The following is a 26,474-nucleotide window of genomic DNA, read 5'->3' as shown; positions in this document are numbered from 1 at the left end:
ATCGCCGCTCCCTGCACGTCGCTCGTGTCACCTCCCAGAGTGCTCGAAGTCGACAGGGATTCCTTTGTTCTTCAGCAGATCTGCGATCCTGTCGTACGCCTCGTCCGGTAGCGCGAACGCAAGGAGACGGCGAGCGCGAGTAGCGGCAACGTAGAGCACTCGAAGGCTCTCCGCGATGTGTGGGTGATGCTCACCAGAGACCCACGCGTCGACCAACGCATCGGTGCGCGCATCTGACGGAACGATGACAAGGACCGCATCGGTCTCCTCGCCCTTGACCTGATGAATCACCGAAGCCCGAAGGCCGCCCTCCGCGTCGGTCAAGACTCCCCCGGCCTGCCGAGCAGTGCCTTCCCTCGCTTTGCCAGTGGCGCGGAGGATGCCCTCTTGGCCCTCTCGCGCGATCCCCGGTTGCGGCGGGTGGCGCTTGAGTGCCTTGTTGGCCTCAGCACACCAGTGCCCGAATGTCCCTTCGTCCACGTCGGGTAGTGCAGACGCAAGCCGTGCGGCGGCGGCGCGCAGTGCCGTCTTCTCGATCCCCAGTTCGTCGCAGATGGCCGCAACGCTGCGCCCGTCGGTACCGGCGTACCAGTAACGCAGGAGGGCTCGTTCCAACATCTCGTAGGCCCGTTCACGCTGGCGGCGCGTGTGATGCGGGACTGCGAGGATGCATGCTGCCCAAGCGATCCGCACAGGGTCGGCGGCACTGGGAGGACCACTTGCGGATGCGGCCTTTTCGGCAGTTTCCCGCCCGCGTGCGCGAGGACAAGTCGGCTCTCGATGGGTATCCCCATGCGGTCTGCATATGTCGTGAAGATCGCGAGAGCCCGTTCGACATCGGTTTTTTTGGTGCGCAGCAACAGGATGCCTGCCGGTTCGTCGTGGTGAGTTCCGATCGGATCATCGACTTCCCGGTCGGAGTCGGCTGGTCGGAGGCTCGCCGCGAGTCCACAGACAGCGCTGCTGCTGCGCCAGTTCCCCGTCAGATCGATCCGTGTTCCCAGCGTAGCTCCGAAGGCGCGGACTTCCCCTGGACGGGCACCTCGGAATTCGTAGATCGCCTGGTCCGGGTCGCAGACGAAGACCAGCGGCAGACCCGCATCCCGGAGTTGCCCGAGGATCGCCAGATCCAAGTTGGAGCAGTCCTGCGCCTCGTCGACGATCAGCTCGTCGAACCGCCCGCGCAGCATCGTGGCCATCGTGGGGCCATGGCTCCTCAAGGCGTGGAGGGCCAGGATTCGGATCTCGTGGCCGGTGACATATCCCTGTTTGCCGAAGTTGTCGCGGGCCTCGACCGCAGCCTCTTCCGCGTGGCGGATGAGACTCTCGAGTTCGAGGGCCTTGAACATCGCATAGTTGCGGGTAGTCCGTTGCAGTCGCGCCTCGCAGTCTCCACCGGGCGAGTTTCGGTGGAACTGGAAGTCGCTCAGCCGTATCCGATACTCGCGGCTGCCCTGGACCGTGATCGTGGCGTTGATGCGATCCCACGAGTCAATGCGGTGCCGGTGCCGGTCTTGCGGGATGAACGGTCGGACGAGGTAGCGCCAGATGAACGTGTCGATCGTGCCGACAAAGTTCGGAAACGCCAACAGATCCGGGTATCCGGCTGCGCGGCACCGCTGATGGATCTCGTCGCACGCGACGTTGGTGAACGATACGAGCGCCCGGCCTGAGCGTCCTGAGGGACGCCCACCGACAATGTGCCGTTCCACGATCACCCTGGTCTTGCCGGCGCCGGGACATGCCTGGAGGTAGAGCGGCGCCGGCTGATCGACAGCACGTCGTTGCAGCGCCACAGCTGTCGATCGTCTACGGTCGATGTCGGTCATGCGTCGGCCTCGGCGATCCACGTAATCGCCGATTCGAGGTACAAGGGAACCACGAAGTCCGGCCTTGTAGTGCTCAGCTCAGCCACATCTTGGGCGAAGTCGCCTTTGCGAAGCCTGTGCTCGGCGAACTCCTGTTGGAACGCGGCGATCCTCGCGGGACTGTCCTGGGCGTCGTCGATCCGGGTCCAGTCCTTTTCGCCTGCCCGCGGTCGTTGCCGCAGATACGCTCCCTTGAGCACGGCATCGTTGTCGGCTCCCGCTCGAAGCAGCTCGGGTTCCAGTGTCGGACGGCCCACGAAGACCTCAAGCCGGTCCGACGCACCAAGTTCTGCGGCCAATGCCCTCAGTGACTCTGCGCGATCGCCCGGGGCGTTCGGGTCTTCGTCCGTGACGATCGCGACCCGTTCGGCGACCCGTCCGCCGTCGTGCGGAGACAGCAGAACGCGGATGTACGGCTCGAAGTCCACACCGTCGATCGCCACGAGCGTCGTGCCGACGAAACGCGCCCACGCGGCCCGCTGCCTCCGTTCCGCGCGCTGCTCCGGTGATTCGCTGGCCTGCTCGTTCTGGCTGTGGAACAACGGAGTCGTCGGAGGACGGTGAAGCACACGGCGTGCGAAGGCGGGGAGCAGGACCGCCTCGGCGACCCCTTCCACCAAGATGATCCGAGGCCCGAACAACATCGCGCTGCGCGTGGCGTCCAGGTAACGCTTGATCTTCCCCTCGCCGCCTCGCAGATCCAACGCCGCCAGCGGGATCGCCTTCGTCTCGTAAAGACTGAAGCGATCGGCCGCAGCGGCCACGCCCGACGCCGGTACAGTCGTCATCGCATCACTTCTCTCGACGACGGTCTCATGCTGGTCCTCGCGCAACAGCATGTGACGCTTGAGTACCACGAGGTCGGCGACATCGGTCGAGGCCGCCACGAGTGGCGAATGCGTCGTCACGATGACCTGGATCCGTCCGGCGTACCCGTGGGTGTCGGTTCGCGTGTTGGACGCTTCGGCCGCATCACGCAGGTACTCAAGCAGCAGTGTCTGCAACTGGGGGTGCAGGTGCGCCTCGGGCTCCTCAACGAGGAATACCGTGAGGTCCTGATCGCGCGACGCGCGCAGTTCCGCCACGACCGTCGCGATGAACAGCAGGTTGGCGTAACCCAATCCGGAGCCGGCGATGTCCCGAGGATCCAGCCCGCGGTCATTCATCCGGATGCGCAGTGACCGCGCGATCGACAGCAGGTCCGGGTCGGCGAACGCGACGTCGGCGTCCTGTGGACTCGCCCCGGCCGAGACATCGGCGAGTGGCGCCCGCACGGCGCGTTGAAGATCGTTCAGTACGTCGTCCTCCCGGATCGCCTTCATCTTGTCCTTGACGGTCGCGACGAACTCGTCCTCGCTGACGTTCTTCTCCGCGAGGAGGTAGCGGAGGATGATGCGCAGCCTGTTGCCCGACCCCGAGTTCAACTCGCGCTGAGCATCGCGCAACGGCGGCAGGTAGACGTGCCGAAGCCGTTCACGCGCCTCCGGCTCGGGGTCGCGGTCGCTCGACGTGCCCTGCCCGGCGATCCACGTGACCTTGCCTCGTGTCTCAGTACCAACCGGTGGCGAGTACGTCACCTGGTACCTGACCGACGACATATCGGCGAGGACACCCTGGCTGTACGTGCCCAACTGCTCCCGATCGGTCGACCTATAAGTCGCCACCAACTCCGCGGTTGCGGCATCAGGCATGCGGGAGACGTCATCGACATCCCAGAACCGGTCACGACGACCGTCGAGTGGGTCCGTGACCAGCCGGATCACATCCAGCAGGTTTGACTTGCCCCCGTTGTTCTCACCGATAACGACCGTCAAGTGCTCACGCAACGGCACGCACACCGCGCGGAGCGAGCGGAAATTACGAGCGCCGACAGACGCCAGCCGCACGTCGACCTCCTTCAGACTGCATACAGGGCCAGACCCGTATCGGACACGTACTCCGAACGCATCAGCTGAACACGATCAGATGCAACGATCTTCGGGAGCTTCTCACAATGCGTTACATCACAGCCGCATGATTCACCCATTCGAGTGATCGCGCACGCGCAGACACCAATCACCGACGACCTAAGCAGAAACAAGCTTCAATCCGCATTAATGCGGACACGGGTGCTTCGTGGCGAGCAACTAAACGGTGCCGTCCGCCCGCGTGGCGGTCGGTGGTGCGCCAGGCATACCCTCAAGCGCGGGCCGTCGCTGCGGCTGGCTGGCCACCCCTGGGCTTCCCCAAGGTCGTCAGTCTGTGACTTCTGTTGCGGGAGCGCCGACCACATCGTCGAGCGCGCGCTTCAGCACCGGGTACGCCTCCTGCCAGGGAATACGTTCCTGTTCCAGCAGTAGACCTATGCCGTTGGCGGACGCATGGGCAGCCAAATGCTCGTACAGCTCGGTCTCGAGAGGCGCCAGGTTCGGTGGTGTTCCGGTGCGCTGCGGCATGGCCCCGTCCACGGCCAGATGCCGGTAGCGTTCGAGGGTTTCGATGCTGGTCAGGATGGTGCGCACACCAATGCCCAGGCTCCGCAGGTCACTGACGAATTGGAGCCCAGGGGCGTCGATGTCGCCCCAGTAGACGATTCGCTCGGCGCTTCTCACCCACGATATGCGGGCGTATTGGTCGACGTGGAACCCGTGGCCGTGCAGCACGACCGTCCGGTGGTGGTCCTGGGTGAGAGCGAAAGCCGTCTCCTTGTTCTCCAGGATCAGCACGGTGTCGGGTGTGCGCGGCCACCGGTTGAGGTCTTCGACGGTTGCCGCGAAGTGCTTCATCCCGGCGAACTGGACACGCAGGTCCGGGTCGAGGACGCTGACCTGCACCAGTTCGGGCACCACTCGTAGGCCCAGCCGCTGGTGCAGAGCCCGTTTCCGAGAGAGCGGCAGCTCTCCTGGGTACTGCTCGGTGTCCTGGTCGCCGAGCAGAGCCAGCACGAGAGCGGTGTGCTTGACGAGCCACTTCGTGTCGACGCCTTCGATGGGAAGCTGACGCAGGAGCATCCCGGACGTCGGATTCCCACGGAGCCATGTCACCGCACGAACCAGTCGGTCGTAGTCGGCTTCGGCGAGTTGCGTGACACGGCGGACGTGGGTCTTCAGCCGTGCCTCGGGGAAGACGCGTTCGAGGTGTGTCAACCTCTGCCCGCAACGCATCCAGACGTCCAGGTCGCGCGGGTGCACCCGCGCGACGTCGCGGGGTCGTTCCAATACGAGGGCCCTGGGCATCGGGTGCGTTCCGGTGGGAAACCGGAGGTTGGCGTACTCGACGTGACCGGGACCGTCGTACGTGGCCCAGGAAGCCGCCCACTCGTGACAGGTCGTCGGCGACGAGGACCTGGTAGCGGTGTCGGGAGGCCGCAAGCCGATCCTCATCGGCCACGCTCCTCCACCCTGGGCCCACTCGCTGTACAACTTGTCGAACCTCTGACGCAGGAGGTCTCGGACGTTATCAGGCCGTAGCACGGATCTCGCCGTCCCCGTCGGCGAAACGGCGGTCGGCCAGCTCGCCGAACGTGGCCGACTTGCCCGTGGACCTCGCGCCGTCCGGATAGTCGCGCTTCTCGACGAGGATGGCCTGCCCGATGTACGGCTCCACGATGCCGGACATCCGGATCGGCGCGGCGATCACCAACTGGAAGCCGAACTCGTCGAACGCTGACAGCGCCTGGGCGGAGAAGTTCTCGTCCGACTTGCTGAACGCCTCGTCCAGCATCAACGTCCCGAAGCGCGGCCTGCCGTCGGTCTCCGGGTCGGCGAGGTTGTAGCTCAACGCCGCAGCGAGACAGAACGCCACCAACTTCTCCTGCTCACCGCCGGAGTTGGTCGCGGTGTTGCGGTAGGTGTGGACGGTGACCTCGTCCGCGTCGATCTCCCGGCCGTAGAAGGTGTACCTGTTGCGGACGTCCAGCACGTTGCGTCGCCACCGGTCCGCGGCCGTGTCGTCCTTGGTGAACCGGCTCATCAGCGCCTTGACGCGCTTGAACTGGGCTACTTGCTTCTCGGGGTCGTTCCTGGAGTTGGCCGAGTTGCGGAGGATCTCGTCGACCGCCGACTGGAACTCCTTGACGTCAGTGGACGGGTTGGCCGCGTAGGCGATCTGCAGCCGGGTGCCGTCGTTGAACTCGACGCGACGCAGCCCCGCGTTGACCCAGCCGACACGTTTCTCGATCTCCTGGGCGGCGACGTCGATGGCGCGCTGCACCTGTGCGATCGAGGGCACCATGTCCTCGCTGATCATGTGTTGCAGCCGGTGCATCGCCTCCGGCAGGCGCCGCGTGACGATCTCGGTGTGCAACTGGGCGAAGTCCGCGCCGGCCTGGTCGACGTCGCCGCTGTCGTCAGGTGCACTGTCCCGCCACTCCTCGATGAACTTGGCGATCGCGTTGCGTGTCTTCTCGTACGCGACTTCCTGTTCGGACTTGGCTTTGGAACCGCGTGTTGAAAGCTCCCGTTCGAGCAGTTTGCGCACGGTGGCGATGTTCTCGTGCGTCGCCAGCGTCTCGATGCTCGCGTACACGTCGTCCAGGTATGTGCGTTCGTCGTCCTCCACGGCGTGTGTTAGATCGATCTCGGCGTGCCGCACGTCGGCCAGCTCCGTTTGGCGGATGGATTCGGACTCGATGCGGTCGGCAGTCGTCTTCCAGTTGGTGAACGCCGTCTCGAACTCCTCCTGCGCCCGGTCGCGCTGCTCTTCCAGGCGTCGCAGGTCCACGTCGTCCGCGCGGATGGCCGCGATACGTTCGCCGAGTTCGCGGGCGTCGTGGTTAGGCCTCCAGTGATCGAGCACCGACCAGGAGACGAATTCGGCCAACGCATCGGCCGCGGCGATCCGTCTCCTCTCGTGTTCGAGCCGGTCATTGAGCCGACCTGCCGCAGACGCGGTGGACTCCTTGTCCTGAGCCAGCTTGGTGACTTCCTCCTCCAGCGCCCGGCGCTTGGCGGCGGTGTTCGCGCCCAGGATGTAGGAACTGCGGCTGGTCAGCTCCGCTCGGTCGTCCTTGCGGTAGTGGTTGCCGGGCAGCTTGACAGTGCCGTTGAGGGTCACCGCGATCTTGTGGTCGTCGAGTTCCGCCGCAGACTCGACGCACACGTGGTCGAATTGCTTGACCAATTGCCCGGCGAGCCACCGACCGTACGGGTGGTTGTGGTCGACGGCCAGTTTCGCGGCGAGCGTGCCCCGCGCAGGCTGCGGGGTATGCGCCGAGACGGCCGTCACGACACTGTACTCAACCAGGCCGCGCATGTCGTTGGCGTCGATGAACCGCTGCACGACCAGCTTGCGCGATTCGGGAACGAGAAGCCGCATGCCGTAGTTGCGCAGGACCTTCTCCGCCGCCGGGCGCCAGCGTTCCTCCCCGTCGCGCAGGTCGATCAGTTCGGCGACGTACGGGAGGGCGCTGATCGACACTTTCGTCGCTTGGGAGATCGTCTCCCGCCGAGCGACGAGCTGTCCCGGTATCAGGGTCTTGGCGGCACGCAGACGAATCAGTTCAGCCTCGCGTTCGTCGTGCTTGTTCCTCGCCTCGACCTGCTTCGCCATCGCTTCGAGCACGTCGGGCTCCAACTCAGCCTTGTTCCGCCGAGCGCTCTCAAGCACATCGGGCAGGCGGGAGCGGAGGCCGGCGAACGCGGCCTCCTCCTGCGGAACGGGCAGGTCCAGTCGGGTGACGAGCCCTGCGTAACGGTCGAAGCGCTCCTTGGCGATCCCGGAGTCCTTCAACAGCTGTTTCTGGTCCTGCTCCATCTCCCTCAGGGTCTTGTTCTTGTTCTGCAACTCCCCTTCCAGGCCAATCAGCTTGGTCTGGGCCGCCGCGCGGCGGCTGTCCAACTCCTCGACCGTGCTCTCCAGCGCCTCGACGAACTGCCTGATCCTCTCCAGCTCAGCCGAGAGGGCGATCAGGTGGAGGTTGCGGACGTAACGTTGCAGAGGTCCGGAACGCAGGGTTTCCGCCAAGTTCCGGTCGAGTTTGGCGCGCTGGTAGGTGTTCCAGTTCGCCGGCACGTCATGGAGGACGCGCTCCTGCTCGGCGGCCCGTTTGGCGGTCACGTACGCCTCGTTGAGCGGAGTGAACGTGTTCACCATGCGCTGAGCCGCTTCGAACGACTCCGGCCGGTCGAGCATGTTATCGCGGATGAACAGGTTCAGGTCGCCGACGTTCTTCATCGCCTTGGCCTTGCCCAGCAACGTAAGAGCGGTGCCCGCGCGGTCGAGCCCGATGCGCTTGCCGAGTTCCTTGAGATAGGCGTCCTGGCTACCCGGGAACTGCACGTCGGTGAGGGTCTTCTTCAACCAGCGGGTGTCGAACTCGCGCTTGGCCCACGCGTTGAGCTCCGACAGCGTGAAGTGCCCGTCGTGCAACTGGTGCATCGAGTTCATCGACGCGCCGTCGTTCTCCACACCGGAGAACCACTTCACGACCACGGCCGTGGTCACCGCACCCAGGCCGTCCTCGTAGGTCGCGGCGACCGCGGACCACGTCGCCTTGCCACCGCGGAGGTAGCGCACCTTCGACTGCTCGTGCTCGTCATTGGTCTCCGACCAGGCACCCCGCACGTACGCGGCGACCGACCGGGTGTTCTGCTTGGAGCCGCGGGCGGTGAGGTCGGCGGAGGCGTTGAACCTCTGGTCGTGCGTCGGCAACAACGCCAACGAGTGGGCGTCCATCAGCGACGACTTGCCCGAACCCGACGGCCCGGTCAACAGGACACCGCGCTCGTCGATCGGGAAATCCTTGTAGCCGCTGAAAGTGCCCCAGTTCACGACCTGTAACCGGGTGAGGCGGAACTGGCCGACGTGAACGGTCCGGCCGGCGCCCGTCATCCGGTCTGCTCCTGCTCGTCGTGGTCGGCGGCCTCGCGATCGCCGCGGCCGATCGCCCGGTAGCGGGCGTCGAGTGCCGTGACCTGGTCCGCGGTGAGGATCGCGGTGATGACGCCGTACACGATGAACCGGTCGTCGTGGCCCCGGATCGGCTTGATGACCGACACGTCCTCCAGCGACTTGATCGCGGTGTCGACCTTCTTGCGGAACGCGACCTCGTCCGTGTCCTGCGCCGGCTTGTAGGCGAGCATGTGTTCGACCATGTCGGACCGCTCCACGATGCAGTCGTCCGGTGCGACGACGTACTGGTTGTACAGGTAAAGCAGCAGTGCGCTCGCCGCGAGGCTGAGCGTCTTGGCACGGAGGATGGTGCGGCTGTGCGGTGACGGGTCGACCGCTTGGCGCGTGAATGCGTAGCGGTACTCGCGGTTGATCTCCAGGACCAGTCCCAGCTCCGACAGGCGGGAGCGCAGGACGTCCTCATACTGCAGCACCACCGGCCAGTGGCGCTTGGACTTCTCGGTGACGTGGGGCGAGGCGACCAACTCCTGCAAGGTCCAGCACACATGAGGTGGCAAGGCACTGGTGTCTCCGTCGAACCGGGCGGCGTGGTCCCCGTGGTCGACGTGTCCGCCGACGGGCCCGTCCTCGTCGTCGGTGAAGACGGTGCTCGGGTCGAGTCGCGAAGAGGCGGGGTCGGCGGATTCGTCGGCCAGGTCCTCGGCGAAGACGTCGGCGAAGTTGCGGGTCTCAGCCATCGAGCAGGTCTCCTTGGACAGCGCGCGGGCGGTGCAGCGCGGTACGGCGCCGCGCGGGCGGCGGCGGGGCCGGTATCGGCTCGGCGAAGACGGCGTAGGGCAGCGTGATCTCGCGCGAACCGCGCTCTGTGCCCACCCACACGGTCGATGTCGTGCCTTCGTCGACGTCGCCGTACCGGGTGGCCAACGACCACAGGCCGATCACGTCGCCCGTGCGGGCCTCGGGCAGGCGTTCGAGCACTTCCGGCAAGGTCGCGTAGCCCGAGTGGGAGTCCATCGCGGCGTGGACCGCCTCACGCAGGGCCGCCCAGTCGATCGACTCACGGCCGGCGTGCGAGGCGGGGTCGATGTCGAACTCGTTCGTGGTGTCCACGACCTCGTCGGGCACGACATCCAGGCCTTGGTCCAGTCTCAGGCGCCCGACGGAACGGGCGTCGACGCCGCTCATCGGCACCACGAAACCGATGTCACGCCCGGCGTGCACGGCGTGGAAGGCGATCGCCGCCGACGCCTGAGCCTCGCTGATGCGGGTCCGCATCCCGCGGTAGTGGGTGAGGTCGCCGCCACGGACGAAGTTGCTGATCCGGCGGAACGCGGCACCGCGGACCTCTTCGACCTCCTGGACACGCCGCCAGACCGCCATGATGAACCCGTCGAGCGAGGCCTTGAGATGGTCGGGCAGCCCGTCGACCCGGCGTACGACCTCGGAGATGTCGGATTCCAGCTGGGCGCGTTGCGACGGTATGGCGATCGCGGTGGCGAACGCGCGGAACGCCTGTCCCTCCGGTGACTCGGCGATGATGTCGTGTCCGTCGAACATGCGCTGCAACGACTCGGCGAACTCGGTGTCGTCGGCCAGGCTCTGCCGCAGCAGCAATGCGGTGTTGGCGTGCATCTGCTCGCCGTAGGCCGCCACGTCGGCGGGAATGCGGTCGGTCAGCTGAATCAGCGTGGCCACCCGGTCGACCAACTCGCCGTGGTTCACCTCCAGCGCCTCGCCTTGGTCGATGGCGTCGCGCTGGGCACTCAGCTCGGCGATGCGTTCCTCTATCGCCCGTTTCCGCGCCATCGGGTCGGGGTTGGCGTCGGTGGCGATCTGCCGCAATTGCGCCATGACCATGGCCAACGCCGACTCGGTGGCGATCGAGGTCTGCCGTTTGAGATTCCGCAGTTGTCGTACTGCGGCACTCGCGCCGGAGGTCAGCTGATAGCGCTCGATCCGCGGGTCACGCGGATCGGCGGTCCGCTGCACCCACCCGCGCTTCCGCCACCGGGTGAGCAGGACGTCGGCGGTGGACGCGGCGTCGTCGTCTTCTTCCGGCCGGTAGCTGCGCAGCAGCGAGGGCAGGTCGGCGTCGATCACGGCAGCCAGGCTCTGCCCGTCCACAACCTGCCCGTCGCCCAGGTGTGCGGCCATCAGCGACAGGTGTAACAGCGCGTCACGGGATCGAAGCAACGACAGGGTGGTGTCGGCGGCGGCACTGCTGCGGAACTCGTGCAACAACTGCTCGGCAGTCAAATCGGTCAACGGTTCACCCCCTCGACAAAACTTGGACCGTCAACGCATTGCAGCACGCCGCACCGACGAAGCCGGGACCTTCGCGCCCGATCTCGGCGCTTTCATCGGATGGAACCAACACGCTGTTACACGCAGTGATCCACTGATCGATCTGCACACCTCGACGTCAACAAGACCGCCTCCTAATCACCCGATCGTGTTCAGCTCCGGCAGCGCCTATCTCGTCGGCGTGAGCCTCGACGGCGCGGTCCGACGGTGGGGCACCACGCCGTACCCCGATCCGGCGAAGATCATCTGCGACCGGGGTGGCCATCGTCCAAGCAGCAGCGGAGCGCTACAGCCCGAGCGAACGACGCCCACACCCGTACGGTTGGCACTCCAGTCGTAACTTCGCGAGTTGAAGACTGTTTTCGCTGGTAGTGGACTTGCCTGTCACGTACGGACAGGTAGGTGTCGTCGCGGACCGGATGCGCACACCAATATCCGTCGATGGCGACTCCCATCGACACGCTGTCGGCTTGCGCGCATCCACGCCCGGCGTGCGATCCCGCGCCGGGCGTGGCTATGGTGCCGTGGGTGACCGAGTCTGGATCTGCTGTGCCGTCCGCTACCGATGTGCTGCCTGTGGAGCAGTACGTGGCGGGATTAGCGCGTAAGCGCATGGCCGCCGGGGTGTTGTTCCGCGACAGCGCGGGCAGGGTGTTGCTGGTGGAGCCGTCCTACAAGGCGAACTGGGAGATCCCCGGTGGCGCGGTGGAGGCCGACGAGTCGCCGTGGGCGGCGGCGACCCGCGAGTTGGCCGAAGAGTTGGGTTGGGATCGCCCGTTGGGTCGACTGCTGGTGGTGGACTACGTGCGTCCGCAGGACTCCCGTCCCGAAGGTGTGGTGTTCGTCTTCGACGGGGGCATGTTGGACGAGACGGATCTGGTGGGGATGGTGTTTCCCGACGCCGAGATCCTGTCGGCCGGTTTCCACACCGTGCAGGAGGCCAGAGGCAGGGTGAAACCTCTCTTGGCGGACCGTCTGGCGGTGGCGCTGCGGGCCGTGGACCAGGGCGTGACCTTGTTGTGCGAGCAGGGGCGGTGTGTTGCCTGATCGGGCGACACACCGCCTCTGCCGCTCGTGTGGCTGGTCTACGCGGTGAGCGGTGTAGTCGTCAGCCGCTCCCGTGGTGCCGGAACCGCGGTGTGGTGGTCTTCGGTGTGGTGTTTGCCCGCCATCCGGTACAGGCTGTCGTGGATGCCGTCGGCGTAGAGCAGGCCGGCCAGGTCGCGGCGGGTCTTGGCGGTCTGGCAGTCGTGCCGGAAGCCGGCCGCTCCGAGCAGCAGCGCCAGTTCGGCGGTCGATGCGTTGGCGGTGTCGATTCCGTGTGCCTTCGTGGCCGCGCCCCAGAGTTCGGCGTCCTCGTGCCCCGCCTCGGCCAGGTGGGCTGCTGTGACGGCGCCGAGCAGTGCGGTGACGAGTTGGGCGTGTGCGCGGCCGAGGGTGACCAGCGCGGAGTCCCGCAGCCGCGACAGGTCGCCGGTGGCTTTCCGTACGGCCAGGACTTCGGTAACGGTGTCGAAGATCGCGGCGGCACCGCCCAACGCGGTGGCGGTGACCAGAGGCCGGTAGCCGGCGAAGTGTTCGCGCAACAGCCCCATCCCGTTCCCGCGCAGGAGGTCGTCCGGTCGCACCGGTACGGCGTCGAGGTCGAGGATGCCCCAACTCCAGCCCGCCAGTCCGGTCGGTGCGACGGGCGTACGGTGCAGCCCCTGTTCGGTGGCGTCGACGGCGGCGGCGGTCAGGTGGCCGTCGGGAGCGCGGAAGAACAGCACGAATACCGCGGCTTCGGTGAGGCGGCTGATCCAGGTTTTGCGTCCGGTAACCAGCCACGTACCGTCCGGCCCGGCGACGGCTCGGGTGCGGGTGGCGGCCGGGCGGGAGCCGCCGTGGGGTTCGGTGACGGCGATGCCGGCCAGGTCGCCCGCCAATAATCGCGGGATCCATTTCCGTCGAGCCTGCGGGGTGCCGTGACGGGCGATGAGTAGGCCGTGTCCCAGTCCGGTGGCGTCGCGCAGGTCGATGTCGCGGTAGCCGCACACGAACTGCGCCAACACCTGGAACAGGGCTGGTTGGTTCGCGGTGTCGAGGTGGCCGTGGTCGGCCAGCCGCTGCCGGATCGCCTTCAGCCGGCGGCTGCGCTCGGTCCCGGCGGGGAGCTCCGGGCCGACCGGGTAGGTGTCCAGGGCCTCGTCCACGGCCTGGGCCAGCGCCGCCAGCCGTGTCCAGTCGACGTAGGCGGCGGGGTCGAGCACGGGCCGCAACGGGTGCAGCCAGGTCGTGATCGCCTCACTGATCGCCATGGTGGTCACCGGGCCACTTCCCCTCGGACGCGGGCGGGGCTGCCGTAGGCGATGGTGCCCGGCGGAATGTCGTAGGTGATCAGGGAGCCTGCTCCGACCAGGGCGTGCTCGCCGACGGTCACTCCACCCAGTACTACGCAGCCGGTGCCGACCTTGGCGCCGGTGTCGAACCTCGGCGGAGCCAGTACCGGTCGGCGGTCTGGGTCGCGCCAGGTCAGAGTCTTGTCGTTGATAGTGCGTACTCCGGCGCCGAGGAACACCCGATCGGCCAGCACGGTGGAACTGGTGATGTGCGAGCCGGGTGAGCAGCGCACGTCGCGCCCGATGAGGGCGGTGCGCTCCACGGTCAGGTTGTGGCCGAGTTGGGTGTCCGCGCCGATCCGCACCCCGGTCCGCAGCAGCGTGTGGTGCCCGATCAACGCGTCAAGCCCGACCTGCACGTCGGCATACACGACTGCACCGGAGCGGATCACCACACCCGCGCCGACCACCGTACCGCCACCGGAACCGGCATGGGTCTGACCGATCGCATAGCCGAGTTCGGGCTTGCCGAGCACCGTGTGCTCCTCGACCCGGACCTGTTCGCCAACCGTGGTGCCACCGTGGACGACGGCGAACGGGCCGATCACCGCGCCGGACCGGATCACGACCGGCCGCGCTGTGCCCAGCTCGTCTACGGGCACGAACACCGCGAACCGGCTGATCACGACGTTCCGGTCGGTGTGCAGCAGCCCGGCCTGTTCCAGTTCGGCCGCGGTGAACTCCCTGTCCACCGGCGACGGGCTCGGTGTCGCCGGCGGGCCTTCGGGGAAGGTCGCATCGAGGGCGGCTTCAGGTGTGGTTGCTTCAGGGCTGGTCATCGTGTCCCTCCCGCCACGGCAGGGACGAGTGGGGCTGCCGTGGCGGATCCAGGAGACGACCCCGACAACCGAGGTGGACAGCCCTTTTGAACGGGACGGCAAGCGGTTTGCGTGGTCCGCAAATCTGCTGGGACCGGCGCCGACCACCTGGATACGCTGAGGGTTCCCAGCCTGAGCGAGGAGCGCGGGCGATGGAACCGACCCGCTCGATCTGGCACACCGACGAGGTCCGCGCGGCCATCGAATCCGGTGATCCCGGTGCGATCGTGCGCAGCGTCCGCCGCGCCAACCATCTCACCCTTGCCCAACTCGCCCTGCGGTGCGACTACTCGATCTCCACGTTGTCACGACTGGAGCGAGGCAAACAGCCGCTGCGGGACGTGCGAGTGTTACGCAGCCTGGTCAAGGCCCTACGGATACCCCCGGACCTACTCGGCCTGGCCGACACTCCCCAGCGGTCCGTGCAGCCAACTCCACGCCTCGCTAGGGTCGGCGTCAACCTGGCACCGGACGAGGAGACCGATCCCATGCGTCGTCGCACGCTGCTGGCCGGATTGACCGGCCTGGCCGGTACCGCCGCGCTCGGTGCCTCCCCGTCCCACGCTGTCGCCACCGACGGACCGGTCGGCGCCCTGGAGACCATGCTGCTCAACCCGGCCACAGGTGGCGGCACACCGGTCGAGCTGTCCCGGCTCCGCCGGGCGGTGGCCACCGCGAGGTCGGTGTTCCAGCACGGCCGCTACACCGACCTCGCCACCAGACTGCCCACCCTGCTGTCCACCGCGACGGCCACCCGCGCCGACCACGACACCGGCCCAGGACTCGCCGACACCAACGGGCTGCTCGCCGAGCTCTACACTCTGGCGTCCGAACTGATGGTCAAACTCGGAAACGACCAGCTCGCCTGGACCACCGCCGACCGGGCAGTGCAAACCTCCCACGGCACCGACGACGTCCTCACCCAAGCCGCCGCCCGCCGAGCCTGGGCCATCGCACTGCGCCGCGCCGGCCGTACCGAGATCGCGCAACGTACGGTCGTCGACACCGCCGCCGCCCTGCAACCCGCCCTGCGCCGCGGCCCGGAGTACCTCTCGGTGTACGGATCACTGCTGTCCACCGCCGCCTACACCGCCGCGGTGGACGGCGACCGGGACACCGCCCGCACCCTGATCGACGAAGCAGTCGACACCGCCACCCGCCTCGGCGTCGACGCCAACCATCGGTCCACCGCCTTCGGACCCACCGGCGTCGGGCTGTACCGGATCAGCATCGCCCGCGTCCTGGGCGACTACGGCACCGCCATCGAAGCCTCACAACGGATCAACCCCGCAGCCATCCCACTCGTGGAACGCCGCGCCCGCTACTGGACCGACACCGCGCTCTCCTTCCACGAATGGAACAAGCCCGAACAGTGCTACCGCGCACTACTGGCAGCCGAACACGCCTCCCCCGACGAAGTCCGCTACCGCAAACCCATCCAACAGATCACCACCAGCCTGCTGCGCCACCCCACCGCACACACCATGCCCGGACTACGCGCCTTCGCCACCCGCACCGGCGCCCTCACCTGACAGGCAACCGGCGACAGCGACACAGTGGTTGGCCGACAACCAGTTGACCGGATCCATCCCGGCTCCCCCGCCGTCTGCGTCTGCCCCTGTAAGCCCCCTCAACGACGGGAGCCTGCGGGAGACTGCGCGACAGCACGACTCCAAGCCGCCCATGGCCTCGCCCGCTCACACTGTGCCTGCCGATAACCTCATCCACGCAGGTAGACGGCGTACGAAGCGCAAGGCCTCGAAGCACTCACGGCACGGCTGCCATCCACGCTGATGTCGTCCAGCACGGCATGATGACCGGATGTGCTGCTCCGACTGTGTGCTTGCCGAAAATGCTGTCCGTGCGGGTCTATCTCGTGATCGGTGTGTCCGGCGTTGTTGATCAGTAGGTTTCGGCGTTCGGCCAGCGGTCACCGAACGTGATGGCGAAGGCGTTCAATACGGGCTTCCAGCGCATCGTCCACCTGGCGCGGCCCGTCCCGGTCGGGTCGAGGCTGCGGGTGACAAGGTACAGACACTTCATCGCGGACTGTTCGGTCGGGAAATGCCCACGGGCGCGGACCGCCCGGCGGTAGCGGGCGTTGAGCGACTCGATCGCGTTGGTGGAACAGATCATCCGCCGGATCTCCACGTCGTAGTCGAGGAAGGGCACGAACTCGTCCCAGGCGTTGCGCCACAACCGGATCATCGCCCCGTACTTCCGCCCCCACTTCTCCGCCAGGTCCTCCAGCGCGGCCGCCGCGGCGTCGGGGGTGGGCGCGGTGTAGATCGGGGTGATGCCCCGTTTCACCGCGTCCCAGTCCTGACGGGCCACCAGCCGGAAAGTGTTGCTGATCAGGTGCACGACGCAGGTCTGTACGACGGTGCGCGGCCACACGTTCGCCACCGCGTCGGGCAGGCCCTTGAGCCCGTCGCAGACCAGGAAGAACACATCGTGCACGCCGCGGTTCTTCAGGTCGACCAGCACGCTCATCCAGAACTTGGCGCCCTCGCCGCCGGTGCCCGTCCACAGCCCGAGCACGTCCTTGCGCCCGTCCACCGTGACGCCGATCGCGGCGTAGACCGGCCGGTTGGCGACCTGGCCGTCACGGACCTTGACCACGACGGCGTCGAGGAACACCGCCGCGTACACGGCGTCGAGCGGGCGGCCGGCCCAGTCGTTCATCTCCGCGACGACCTTGTCGGTGATGCGCGAGACCGTCTCCTTCGACACCGAGGCGCCGTAGATCTCGGCGAAGTGCGCCGAGATCTCCCCGGTGGTCAATCCCTTGGCGTACAACGACAACACGATCTCGTCGACGTCGGTGAGGCGACGTTGCCGCTTCTTGACGATCCGCGGTTCGAAGCTGCCCTCCCGGTCCCGAGGCACCTCGATCTCGACCTCGCCGGCCGCATCCGAGATCACGGTCTTGGTCCGGCTTCCGTTGCGCACGTTGGTCGACTCCCGCCCGGGCTCCGCGCGGTTCTTCTCGTGGCCGAGGTGCTCGGTCATCTCCTCGGCCAGGGCGGTCTCCAGCACGTTCTTGGTGAACAGCTTGAGCAGGCCGTCGGGGCCGGTCAGCGCCAGCCCGCGCGCCTTGGCCTCGGCCACCATCGCCGCCGCGGCGGCCTGCTCCGGCGACAGCTGCCGCCCGGTCCCGGTCTCGCTCTTCCGTGCGCTCACAAGCTCAGATGTCATCACTCACAGTGCCCATCCCGCCGGACCCCGGGCCCGGCGTGTCGGGCCGAACACACCGATCTTGAAACAGTCCCGTCCGTGCAGGTCAGGCGGCGTGGTGGTACTCGTTGAGGATGCCGCCCAGTCGTTGCCGTCGGCGGATGTCGAGTCGGGTGACGACTGCTTGGTCGGTGGTCGGTTGTGGCAGTGGTTGTAGTGGTCGGGCGTTGTCGATGCCTTGGTGGGGGCGGTGGGTGTTGTAGAAGTGCTCGTACTGGCGCAGGGCGTGGAGCAGGTGCCGTTGGTTCCAGATCAGCGTTCGGTCGAGGAGTTCGCGGCGGCAGCTGCGGATCCAGCGTTCCATGATCGCGTTCATCTGCGGTATCCGGACGCCGGTGAGGACGACCTGGATGCCCGCGTCGGCGAGGACGGCATCGAACAGCGCTGGGTACTTCCCGTCCCGGTCGCGGATCAGGTACCGCATGGAGCTGCCCGCGTCTTCGAGGTCCATGGCGAGGTTCCTGGCGGCTTGGGTGACCCAGGACGCGGTCGGGTGCGCGGTGACGCCCAGGATCCTGATCCGGCGGTTGGCGTGTTCGATGACCGCAAGCACATACAGGCGCGTGCCGATCAGGGTGGATGTCTCGAAGAAGTCGCAGGCCAGTAGTGCGTTGGCCTGGGAGCGGAGGAAGGCCGACCAGGTTGTCGAGGCGCGCTTGGCAGCTGGGTCGATTCCGGTGTCCTTGAGGATCTGCCATACCGTGGAGGCTGCGACCTTGACGTCGAGCACGAGTAGTTCGCCGTGGATGCGGCGATAGCCCCAGGTGGGATTCTCTCGTGCCAGGCGCAGCACGAGGAGCCGGATCGAGCGAACGGTTCGTGGACGGCCGGGGCGCTTGGGGCGGGACTGGGCAGCGTGGCGGTGGGCGAGGAGGTTGCGGTGCCAGCGCAGGACCGTCTCCGGGCGTACCAACAGCCTGAACCGACGAAGGGACTCAATCGGCAGTCGGTGCAGCAGTGCCGCGAGGAACGCCCGGTCGCCGGAGGAGAACCGCGGACGGGTCTTGCCGAGTTGGCGTTCCAGGACGGTGATCTGGTGCCGTAGCGCCAGGATCTCCGCGTCCTTGTCCCGGTCGCTCATGGGCAGCAGGCGCAGCAATGCGAAGGCGTTGGCCACGCCCAGGTAGGCCAGTCGAAGCAGCACAGCCGGTCATCATGCCGTGCTGGTCGACGTTACGACGGATGGCAACCCTGCCGGTGAGCGCTTCGAGGTCTTGAGCTTCATACGCTCTCTACCTGCATGGATGAGGTTGTCGGCAGGCACAACGTCACCCGGAACTCCCCGCACACTTATAGTGTGACTCCCGGCCGACTGACGTCAGTAAAAACAGTTGCATCAGAGCGGTAGGTTTGCCGCCACATGCTCACGAATCAACGGCATGACTGCAGGTTTCAAAGCGTCTCCGATTTCGGTTGGACTTCCAAGCAGGTCTTCGACCACGACTCGACCGGCAGATGCAGCCAGGTCCGCGAGCTGGATAGAGGGATGTTCGCGAGAGTCACCCGTCCAGAACTCCGCCACCCGAGTGCGTGGGACGTGGCCTGCAAAATCTGGGTGGACGTACCACAGCAAGGGGAAGAACTCTTGGACGAACTCAGGACTGAAGAGCTTCTGCTGGTCGTGTAGAAACCGCACGGCGCCGTGGTCGGCGTAGGCATGGTGCATCGTCATCGGGAGCATGGTGACGAGCGGATCCAGGCCAGGGAACAGCGGCGAGTGGCGCTGCGCCGTGGACAACACGAGGTCGTCGGCGTGAGCGCGGGTCTGGAGCAGCAGGTCCAGCAGCGGCTCGACCGACCGCCGCCGGCAGTGCGACTGTGCTTGGCCGAGCCGGGCGAAGAACGAGTCGACGGTTTCCTTCTTGCCTCCGCCGCGCTGGGTCGCCCTGGCCAGGCTGACGAAGCTCGCCATCAAGGGATCCCATAGTTCGCCCAGTTCGCGAGGACCGTCTCGGAAGAGGGTAAGCGCCAAGTTCCGGGCCGTACCGTCGACGTAGAGGTCAATGCCTCGCTCATGGGTCAGTTCCTCGACCAACAAGTCGATCATCTTGGAGACGATCAGGTAACGCTTGTCGGCAACTGTGATGACGACTCGGTTCTCCAGGGCACCGCCGGGTGCCAATGCGCCAGCTAGGGCTTCTCGTCCGCGTCTGGTTCTGAATTGTGCGAACTTCGCCTCGGGAGCCTGGGTGGCCCCGGCCTGCTGGCGCAGGTCGGCGAGGAGCGGACCTGCGGTCTCATCGTCGATCCGCACAGAGGCATGCGCGAACACGCCGCCTTGCGGATCGACGAGGTTCTCGCCTGAGGAGCCGGACTCATCCGCAGCTACCCAGACGGGACCGGTGTCGTCGACGGTCGCGGTGGCGGCCCACAGCGGCCACGCCCGATCCACAACCTTCATGATCTGGTCGCCACAGAGCTGCACTGGTCGTGGTTGCCCGATATGCGCAGCATGGTTACCGGGAAGGGGTACCGGCCTTTCTTCTTGCATGTGCTGATGACGAGATGGGAGACAATGTCGCGCAGGCTGACGTCCTGCTGGTCGCGCAGGTACATGGCGTAGGGGAGCATGACCTCGGCGGTGCCGCCGATACGTTCGCCGCATACCTGGGCAGCTTCATGTCCGTCGAGAGCGCGGTCGCGGTCGTAACCGCGCTTCGTCCCCGACAGCGCAGCCAATACAATGGACGCAACGCCGTCCGGTTCGCGGGAGCCTTGCAGTTCGTCGGTGAGGAACCTCAGGCCGATGCTCGCGGTACGCAACTGCTCGGCGAGCGCGGCCAGCTCAACCCTGCGGCCGAACCGCTTGTGCTCGAGTACGGCCAGGGTGACAGCTTTGTCCAGTTCAGGACGACGTAGCGCGTGGGTGGAGATTTTCTTAAAGAAGACCTGGGTGACTTTAGCGCGGGTGACCGAGTCCGGTCGGATGACCGGCAACTGGTGGACGCTGAAGGCGCTGACGTAGTCGGTCCGGAAATGTTCGGACGGCTCAGTATTGACCGTCATTGGCCGAGGCAGCTCGACCCAAGTCGCGACCATTGGCCCTCCAGAGCTCGTGTCGGACCGTCTGGTTCCTGTCACGGCATCGGACAGCTAAGGGTATACCGTCAGGCCGGATGACATTGTGACAACATGGCCAGAACACGGAGTTAGCCTCCTGAGACGTCTGTGTATGTCGAGCAGCGCAGAAGCAGAGTCCTGTTCTAGGTACGCTCGGCAAACCCATAGCGGTTCGGAGGTGTCAAGGTGGCCGATGCTGGCGAACTGAGTCGTTACGTGCTGCCCGTACAGCGACCGGTGCTGCTCGACGAGCACGGTTTCCTGCTGCCGGTGTCGGACAACCAGTGGTGCCTCGGTGAGTACGTGCGGCCGACAGCGGTCAGCGCCCTGCCGGGCACCGGTCACAGCTTCGCGGTTCTCGCGGCGGCCGGTGCGGGCAAGACGACGACCTGCAAGGCGCTCTCCGAGCATGAGCCGAACGCGACCTACCTCAACGCGGCACCGCTGACCAGGGACAACCTCGAACGGAAGATCGGTATCGCCTGCGGAGAGCAGCGTCCGGTCTACCTCGACGGCTTGGACCAGGCGGTGCTGCACGATCCTCGTCTGCTTCAGTGGTTGGAGGAGGAACTCACCACCGAGGCGGCGCGGAGTGTGCCGTGGCGTCTAGCCTGCCGCTCTGCGGCCTGGGAGGCATCGCTCACCGCGGCGCTGAAGCGCGGGTTGCCCGGCTTCGATGAGTGGAAGCTGTTGCCGCTGGACCGTGCCACTGCCGAGTCCGTCGTCTCGGTTCAGGGCTACGACGGCGTGAGGTTCATCGAAGCGCTGATCGACGCTCGTCTGGGCAGGCTGTCAGCCTGTGCCGGGCAGTTGCTTACCACCGCGCGGTACTGGACCGTCCAGGGACGGCTGCCGGCGGGATCGGTCGAGGCAATGCAGTTCGAGATCGACAGATTCCTCGCCGAGCCGAACACCAAGGTGCGGCCGAGAATGCCACTCGATCAGGCTCGCAGGATCGCCAAACGGCTCGGGGCCTTCACCGTGTTCTCCGGTACTCAAGCGCTGAGCCTGGCGCCTGCCGCCGATGAGGCCACGCTCAGTGTCGACCGCCTCCCTTCCGGCGCCGAATCCATCGAGCCCACCCGCCCGATCACTCCCGAGGACTACGGGGACGTACTGGGAACCGCGCTGTTCGATCCGGGAGCTCCCGGAGTTGTGACGTTCCGGCACCAGATGTACGCCGAGTACCTGGCGGCGGCCTACCTCGTCGATCGCGACGCCGCACCGGAGCAGGTCGCCGACTTGCTCGGCACCAGTGTCAACGGGGTGCTTCCTCCGTCCAGGATCGGCGTCGCCTCGTGGCTGGCCGCGTTGAAGCCACGACTGGTTGAACAGCTGATCGCCGACAACGTCACGACATTCGCCTTCTCCGCTGCCACAGTCGAACTCACCTCCGACACCGCTCGTGCCGCGGTCGTCGAGGCACTACTGGACACGGCGGCACGGGATGACCAAATGCCTGAGTCGGGCCTCGACCTCAAGGGACTGGTCCACTCCGCGCTGGAGGATCAACTTTCACGCCACCTGGTCGAGGGACCGGCGACCTCTCAACACCTGTGGTGGCTGGCCCGCTTGGCCGTCGCAGGCCAGTGCACGCGGCTCGCCTCCGCGTTCGCCGACGCCGCCCAGGACCGCAGGTGGTACTTCGCCCGACGAGGGGCGATCATCGCGGCCGATCGGCTCGGCGACGACACCATCCGCTGCTCCCTGCGTTCCCTGCTCGACCCGGACCCGACCGACGAGGACAACCAGGTCTACTCCACCACCCTCGACGTGCTCTATCCGCGGTTGCTGAGCACTGACGACCTCAGCGCGGTTCTACGCCCCCACCGTTCGACGTTCCACGGCAACTACCGTCGGACTCTGCACTCGCTCGCCGACCGCATCCCCGAAGACGACCTGGCCCGATTCATCAGTGCGTTCGCCGCGGGCATCGACGACGACTCGGATTTGCTCAAGCACTATTACGACCTGCCCGTCGGCCTGATCCGCCGCGCCTGGCAGCACGCCGACCACACTGCGACACGGCAGGCTCTCGCTCAGCTACTGGCGGCCAGTGTCCGCAGCCACTACTGGCACCGCGTCAAGCCACGAGAAGCAGCCGTATGGATCGAGGGGCCTGTCGACCGCCGACGCGCACTGGCCATCGATCTCGCCGGCCTAGATCCTCGAACCTGGTACGCCGTCATCAGCACCGGTCTGCTGATCCACGATGACGTGCCCTGGCTCCTGGACCGGCTTCCGGCCCTTCCCGTCGGAGTCGCCGAAACGTTGATCGATTGCCTGCCGCAACTCCTGCTTGACGTTCCGGCCAGTACGGCCGATCTCATCCTCACTCTGCCCGAGGACCATCCCGCGTACGCCGCCACAGACCATCTCCGCGGCGCCGTCGATGTGAACTCCTCCGATGTAGCTCAACATCGCAAGCTCGCGGCCGAGGATCACGCCTACGAACAAGGGCTCATCGAACAGCGCACGACCGCGCGTCGCACCGCCACCGAGCTACTCAACCACCTCGACGCAGGCCCTACGTCGTGGTGGCAGCTGACCTACCAACTGGCTGAAGGAGACTCTGATCCCCTTTTCGGGGAAGACCTCACCCAACGCCCAGGCTGGCAGCACCTCACCGAGGAGCAGCGCCACGCAACCCTGCTCGGCGGACTGCGTTACCTGCACGCCCACACACCCGACCACCAGCAGTGGTGCGGATTGGAATCGCTGAATCCCACCGTCGTCGTCCCCGACTGGGAGGGTGTGCGTCTACTCAGCACCCTTGCCTACCATGCGCCAGCGGCCATCGCCGACCTGGACCCTGCGGTGTGGGCTACATGGAGCCACTCGATCATCGCCACCTGGGTCATCCACCCGGAGCGCAACATCACCATGCGGGGAAAGCTTCTCGACGTTGCGCTCGACCAAGCTCGCCAACCAGTACTTGACGCTGCACTCAGCCACCTCGACGACCTCGAAGCAGCCAGTAAGAGCCTCAGTCCCGAGCCCGTCTACCGATACCTCGCCCCACATCTCGCGGACGACCTCGCCCACCGCCTCCTCGACGACCGCTACAGCGGCGAACTCGCCCGCGGGCTCCTCGACCTCCTGGCTCAGAAAGGCCCCACCGCCACCGCACTGGAGACCTGTCTACGTCTCACCCGCGAGAACCGCTCTGCGCTCATCGGCCGTGCCCAAGTCCACCTCGCGGCACTGGCACCCAACACGATCATCGACGAACTCGCCGCCAATCCACCCACCGCAGACACCGTGGCCGGCCTTGCCCAGCGGTTCGACATCACCCGCCTCGACCACACCCATCTGGTCAAGGCAGCCGCGGTCCTGCTCACCACCCACCCTTACGCAGACGATGACTCTCTGCGATCCGGGTACACCGACTCCCGTCACCATGCCCAGAACCTCCGCATTCGGGTCCTCCGGCAACTCGCCGACACCGGCAGTGTCGACGAACTGGTCGCGCTACGACACGATCGCCCGGAACTCGACCAACGCATCATCACCACCACCTATCTGCGCACGGCCAAGACCCGCCAAGCCGAACTCACACTCGCACGCACCACGCCACAGGATCTCCTGGAACTTCTCCGGAGCTCCGACGCACGCCTCGTCCACGACGACGCCGACCTGGTCAAGGTCGTCCTACGACAACTCGACAAGCTGCAACACACGATCAAGAACCAAGGGGCGTTCCGCGACATCTGGAACGGCAACCAGCCTCAAACAGAAGACGACATCTCCGACTGGATCGGACGTCGATGCGAAGAGCTGCTGGCCTCAGGCGTCGTGGTCAACCGTGAAGTACACGTCGTCCGGAACAGAGACCGAGGCGGAATAGGCACCCGCATCGACCTCACGGCAACTGCGCACTCGCAGTCGAGCGATCATGCCCTGGTTGCCATCGAGGCGAAGAGGTCGGACAACCACGAACTGCTCACCGCGATGTCCAACCAGCTCATCGACCGCTACCTCATCCCGATCGGACGCAGCCACGGCGTCTACCTGGCCTATTGGATCACTCCAGAGCAACGCCCACAAAGCTGGTCACGATCGACCTTTCCGGCATCGGAGGAGCTACTCGATAGACTGCGACAGCAGGCGAATGACGCACGCAATCAGGGAATGCACATCGCACCCTATGTGCTCGACATCAGTCGCCCGCGCACAGGCTGAATCCCAAGTCGGCACCGACCGCCTTCGGTGACCGACAGCAACCGATGTCGACCGACCTTATTCCGCTGGCTGAAAGTTCGAGTGGGGAATTCCCCACTCTTGCGAAGGCGCCCCGAAGGCCTGCTAAGCTGCACTTATGAGCCACTCCCCTTCAAGGGGAGTGGGGAATCGGACACAGTTTTACCCCACGGGTTCGATCTTGAGTTTATCAGATCGGACCCGTGGTTTCGTGTTTATGCGACCAGCAGGATCGGGCGGGGCATCTCGACCGACACTCCGTCGGCGGTGCACACGATCATCATGTGGCGGGCGCGGAGCTGGGCGGCGACGCGGCTCGGGCTCGCGGCCACGGGCATGTGCAAGGCGTGGCTGATCCCGGTGATCAGGTGGTCCTCACGCAGGTACAGCGTGGCCGGGATGCGCTCGGTACGCGGACCGGTGCGGCCGTGGCGGCAACGGTAGCCGGGACGGCCGTGCACCCAGTGGCTGTCCATCCGCCGGCTACAGACGCCGCAGCGCAACAGCCCGGCGAACAAGTACTCGCGGGCCTCGCCGTGCTGGTTCGGGCGACTGGAGCGCATGCGCTGGATCGCGACGAAGTCGGCTTCGCTGACCAACTGGGCGTGGGCACGCTGTCGGGACAGCACCTAGTGGTTGGTCGGGTTCCACCTCGTGACTCGGCGACGCCTGCGCTCACTCGGGGTGTGGTGGTCGTGGTCGACGCTCTGCCGGTTCCACACCTGCCAGCCGGTGTAGCGCGGATTGGCCAGAATCGAGGCCACCGACTGTGCGGTCCACCGACGACGAGTCCGATGTCGGTTGCGCTCCGGATCATGCTCAGCCGGGCAGGGCACGCCTCGCCGGTTGAGCGCGACGACCAGGTCCTTCATGCTGCGCCCGGCTCGACGCTCGGCGAACAGCCACCGCACCGTGGGCGCGGTCTCCGGGTCAGGCTCCAGGCGGTAGACACACCGCCCGCGACGGGCCTCGGCCAGATTCGGGTGCACGCCTGCGGGCACCAACTGGTAGCCGTAAGGCGCACGGCCGCCGAGGTAGCGGCCGTGGTCACGGGTCTGGATGCGCATGGCGGCCATCGCCCGGTGCCGGGCCCGGATCACCTCACGCAGCGACTGCTCCCCCAACATCCTGATCAGCGCCCGATGCTCCGGGTCGTCCAGGTCAAGCGGACCGCCCGCCTCGGGCAACCACACCTGCACACCATGCCGACGGCACAACGCGACGATGTGCTGGATCTGATCCCCGGCGAACCCTCGCTCGAACTCCCCAACGACGATCGCGTCGAACCCGCGATTCGGATCCCGGATCGCCGCCAACAACTCCGCCGCCTCCGGACGATCACGCCACCGATCACGACGCGGCCGACCGGCGTCGAAGAACTGCACCACGATCCGACCACGCCCGGCGACCAGTACCTCGCACACTTCCAGCTGCCATGCCCGCGAGGTCTCCGGGTCCTGGTGCTCGATGGTCGAGGTGCGACCGTAGAAGGCGAACCGCAACCCGCCCACCGCGGCAGGTCCTGGATGGGCTCCGCGGGCGCCGTAGGTGTCGTCCTCGGTCCACAGTCCCATCCAGTCGGTCAGCACGTCTCGGTCGCACAAGGCCGCCACGATCCGCCTCCCTCGTCCACACTCGAACTTCGAGGCTGGCACGGCGGCGAGAACGTGGATTGGGACAGGCCCGATCGGCCGCACACCATCACCCCACTGTCCGATCCGGGCCGTCACGACATCGACGCCCTGTCGGGTGCCAAAAGTCGGCCATGTGGTGTGACC

Annotated in this window: 18 protein-coding genes; 3 read left to right on the top strand and 15 right to left on the bottom strand. The window is 66.4% G+C overall.

The features are described from left to right. Positions 1-27 precede the first annotated feature (27 nt). The 7 genes from ALI22I_RS19915 to ALI22I_RS19885 all read right to left on the bottom strand — a co-directional run bounded on the left by ALI22I_RS19915 (position 28) and on the right by ALI22I_RS19885 (position 10,964). Positions 28-324 (bottom strand): 3'-5' exonuclease, encoded by a 297-nt coding sequence (locus ALI22I_RS19915; protein ID WP_077007036.1) that lies wholly within the window; start codon positions 322-324, stop codon positions 28-30. Beyond that, a complete protein-coding gene (locus ALI22I_RS19910) occupies positions 321-1,829 on the bottom strand; it encodes a UvrD-helicase domain-containing protein (RefSeq protein WP_083751865.1) in 1,509 nt (502 codons plus the stop codon). Before ALI22I_RS19910 ends, ALI22I_RS19915 begins: the two co-directional genes overlap by 4 nt. After that, a complete protein-coding gene (locus ALI22I_RS19905) occupies positions 1,826-3,754 on the bottom strand; it encodes an ATP-dependent nuclease (RefSeq protein WP_077007034.1) in 1,929 nt (642 codons plus the stop codon). Before ALI22I_RS19905 ends, ALI22I_RS19910 begins: the two co-directional genes overlap by 4 nt. A 348-nt stretch (positions 3,755-4,102) precedes the next feature. Continuing rightward, positions 4,103-5,320 (bottom strand): Wadjet anti-phage system protein JetD domain-containing protein, encoded by a 1,218-nt coding sequence (locus ALI22I_RS19900; RefSeq protein WP_077007033.1) that lies wholly within the window; start codon positions 5,318-5,320, stop codon positions 4,103-4,105. Continuing rightward, positions 5,307-8,678 carry an ATP-binding protein gene (locus ALI22I_RS19895; protein ID WP_077007032.1) on the bottom strand — a complete coding sequence of 1,124 codons (3,372 nt, stop codon included), beginning with the start codon at positions 8,676-8,678 and terminating at the stop codon, positions 5,307-5,309. Before ALI22I_RS19895 ends, ALI22I_RS19900 begins: the two co-directional genes overlap by 14 nt. Beyond that, positions 8,675-9,436, bottom strand: a complete 762-nt coding sequence (locus tag ALI22I_RS19890; RefSeq protein ID WP_077007031.1) for a DUF4194 domain-containing protein — start codon at positions 9,434-9,436, stop codon at positions 8,675-8,677. Before ALI22I_RS19890 ends, ALI22I_RS19895 begins: the two co-directional genes overlap by 4 nt. Then, positions 9,429-10,964 carry a DUF3375 family protein gene (locus ALI22I_RS19885; RefSeq protein WP_077007030.1) on the bottom strand — a complete coding sequence of 512 codons (1,536 nt, stop codon included), beginning with the start codon at positions 10,962-10,964 and terminating at the stop codon, positions 9,429-9,431. Before ALI22I_RS19885 ends, ALI22I_RS19890 begins: the two co-directional genes overlap by 8 nt. A gap of 627 nt (positions 10,965-11,591) precedes the next feature. On the opposite strand from ALI22I_RS19885, the gene ALI22I_RS19880 reads away from it, so the two are divergent. Next, entirely contained in the window at positions 11,592-12,050 is a 459-nt protein-coding gene (locus ALI22I_RS19880) for an NUDIX domain-containing protein (protein ID WP_238598472.1), read from the top strand. A gap of 38 nt (positions 12,051-12,088) precedes the next feature. Here the strand turns inward: ALI22I_RS19880 and ALI22I_RS19875 are convergent, their stop codons facing one another. Together ALI22I_RS19875 and ALI22I_RS54710 are read right to left on the bottom strand one after the other, a co-directional pair. Beyond that, complete coding sequence (locus tag ALI22I_RS19875; RefSeq protein WP_143532309.1) at positions 12,089-13,300, bottom strand: acyl-CoA dehydrogenase family protein; 1,212 nt, start codon at positions 13,298-13,300, stop codon at positions 12,089-12,091. A 5-nt stretch (positions 13,301-13,305) separates the two neighbouring features. Beyond that, complete coding sequence (locus tag ALI22I_RS54710) at positions 13,306-14,160, bottom strand: hypothetical protein (RefSeq protein WP_083751863.1); 855 nt, start codon at positions 14,158-14,160, stop codon at positions 13,306-13,308. 191 nt (positions 14,161-14,351) lie between these two features. Between ALI22I_RS54710 and ALI22I_RS19865 the strand changes: the two genes are divergently transcribed. Further along, positions 14,352-15,731: a helix-turn-helix domain-containing protein gene (locus tag ALI22I_RS19865; protein ID WP_077007026.1), complete on the top strand. Its 1,380-nt coding sequence runs from the start codon at positions 14,352-14,354 to the stop codon at positions 15,729-15,731. A 370-nt stretch (positions 15,732-16,101) separates the two neighbouring features. On the opposite strand, the gene ALI22I_RS19860 is transcribed toward ALI22I_RS19865, so the two are convergent. The 4 genes from ALI22I_RS19860 to ALI22I_RS19845 all read right to left on the bottom strand — a co-directional run bounded on the left by ALI22I_RS19860 (position 16,102) and on the right by ALI22I_RS19845 (position 20,475). Further along, the gene (locus ALI22I_RS19860; RefSeq protein ID WP_238598482.1) at positions 16,102-17,313 is read right to left on the bottom strand and encodes an IS256 family transposase; all 1,212 of its coding nucleotides are present in this window, start codon (positions 17,311-17,313) and stop codon (positions 16,102-16,104) included. 169 nt (positions 17,314-17,482) lie between these two features. Beyond that, positions 17,483-18,580 carry an integrase core domain-containing protein gene (locus ALI22I_RS53770; protein ID WP_077007024.1) on the bottom strand — a complete coding sequence of 366 codons (1,098 nt, stop codon included), beginning with the start codon at positions 18,578-18,580 and terminating at the stop codon, positions 17,483-17,485. 192 nt (positions 18,581-18,772) lie between these two features. After that, entirely contained in the window at positions 18,773-19,837 is a 1,065-nt protein-coding gene (locus ALI22I_RS19850) for a hypothetical protein (RefSeq protein ID WP_143532308.1), read from the bottom strand. After that, positions 19,834-20,475, bottom strand: a complete 642-nt coding sequence (locus tag ALI22I_RS19845) for a recombinase family protein (protein WP_143532307.1) — start codon at positions 20,473-20,475, stop codon at positions 19,834-19,836. Before ALI22I_RS19845 ends, ALI22I_RS19850 begins: the two co-directional genes overlap by 4 nt. Before the next feature lie 207 nt (positions 20,476-20,682). On the opposite strand from ALI22I_RS19845, the gene ALI22I_RS49375 reads away from it, so the two are divergent. Then, the gene (locus tag ALI22I_RS49375; protein WP_077007021.1) at positions 20,683-24,678 is read left to right on the top strand and encodes a hypothetical protein; all 3,996 of its coding nucleotides are present in this window, start codon (positions 20,683-20,685) and stop codon (positions 24,676-24,678) included. A 233-nt stretch (positions 24,679-24,911) separates the two neighbouring features. Here the strand turns inward: ALI22I_RS49375 and ALI22I_RS47850 are convergent, their stop codons facing one another. Together ALI22I_RS47850 and ALI22I_RS47845 are read right to left on the bottom strand one after the other, a co-directional pair. Further along, positions 24,912-25,325 (bottom strand): zinc ribbon domain-containing protein, encoded by a 414-nt coding sequence (locus ALI22I_RS47850; RefSeq protein ID WP_083751861.1) that lies wholly within the window; start codon positions 25,323-25,325, stop codon positions 24,912-24,914. Then, on the bottom strand, positions 25,326-26,309 hold the full coding sequence (locus tag ALI22I_RS47845) for a recombinase family protein (protein ID WP_083751860.1): 984 nt from the start codon (positions 26,307-26,309) through the stop codon (positions 25,326-25,328). Between the last annotated feature and the right edge of the window lie 165 nt (positions 26,310-26,474).

It is taken from the genome of Saccharothrix sp. ALI-22-I (genome assembly GCF_001984175.1).
Taxonomy (GTDB): Bacteria; Actinomycetota; Actinomycetes; order Mycobacteriales; family Pseudonocardiaceae; genus Actinosynnema.
The sequence above is the reverse complement of the archived record's forward strand: the minus strand, read 5'-3'. Positions and strand labels throughout refer to the sequence as shown.

Excerpts from the sequence above, each read along its gene's own strand:
- ALI22I_RS19845 (WP_143532307.1), bottom strand. The coding sequence starts at position 20,475 with ATGGTCGCGACTTGGGTCGAGCTGCCTCGGCCAATGACGGTCAATACT.
- ALI22I_RS19865 (WP_077007026.1), top strand. The coding sequence starts at position 14,352 with ATGGAACCGACCCGCTCGATCTGGCACACCGACGAGGTCCGCGCGGCC.
- ALI22I_RS19875 (WP_143532309.1), bottom strand. The coding sequence starts at position 13,300 with ATGGCGATCAGTGAGGCGATCACGACCTGGCTGCACCCGTTGCGGCCC.
- ALI22I_RS19850 (WP_143532308.1), bottom strand. The coding sequence starts at position 19,837 with ATGAAGGTTGTGGATCGGGCGTGGCCGCTGTGGGCCGCCACCGCGACC.
- ALI22I_RS19910 (WP_083751865.1), bottom strand. The coding sequence starts at position 1,829 with ATGACCGACATCGACCGTAGACGATCGACAGCTGTGGCGCTGCAACGA.
- ALI22I_RS19895 (WP_077007032.1), bottom strand. The coding sequence starts at position 8,678 with ATGACGGGCGCCGGCCGGACCGTTCACGTCGGCCAGTTCCGCCTCACC.
- ALI22I_RS19860 (WP_238598482.1), bottom strand. The coding sequence starts at position 17,313 with ATGGTGGCCGAGGCCAAGGCGCGCGGGCTGGCGCTGACCGGCCCCGAC.
- ALI22I_RS19890 (WP_077007031.1), bottom strand. The coding sequence starts at position 9,436 with ATGGCTGAGACCCGCAACTTCGCCGACGTCTTCGCCGAGGACCTGGCC.
- ALI22I_RS54710 (WP_083751863.1), bottom strand. The coding sequence starts at position 14,160 with ATGACCAGCCCTGAAGCAACCACACCTGAAGCCGCCCTCGATGCGACC.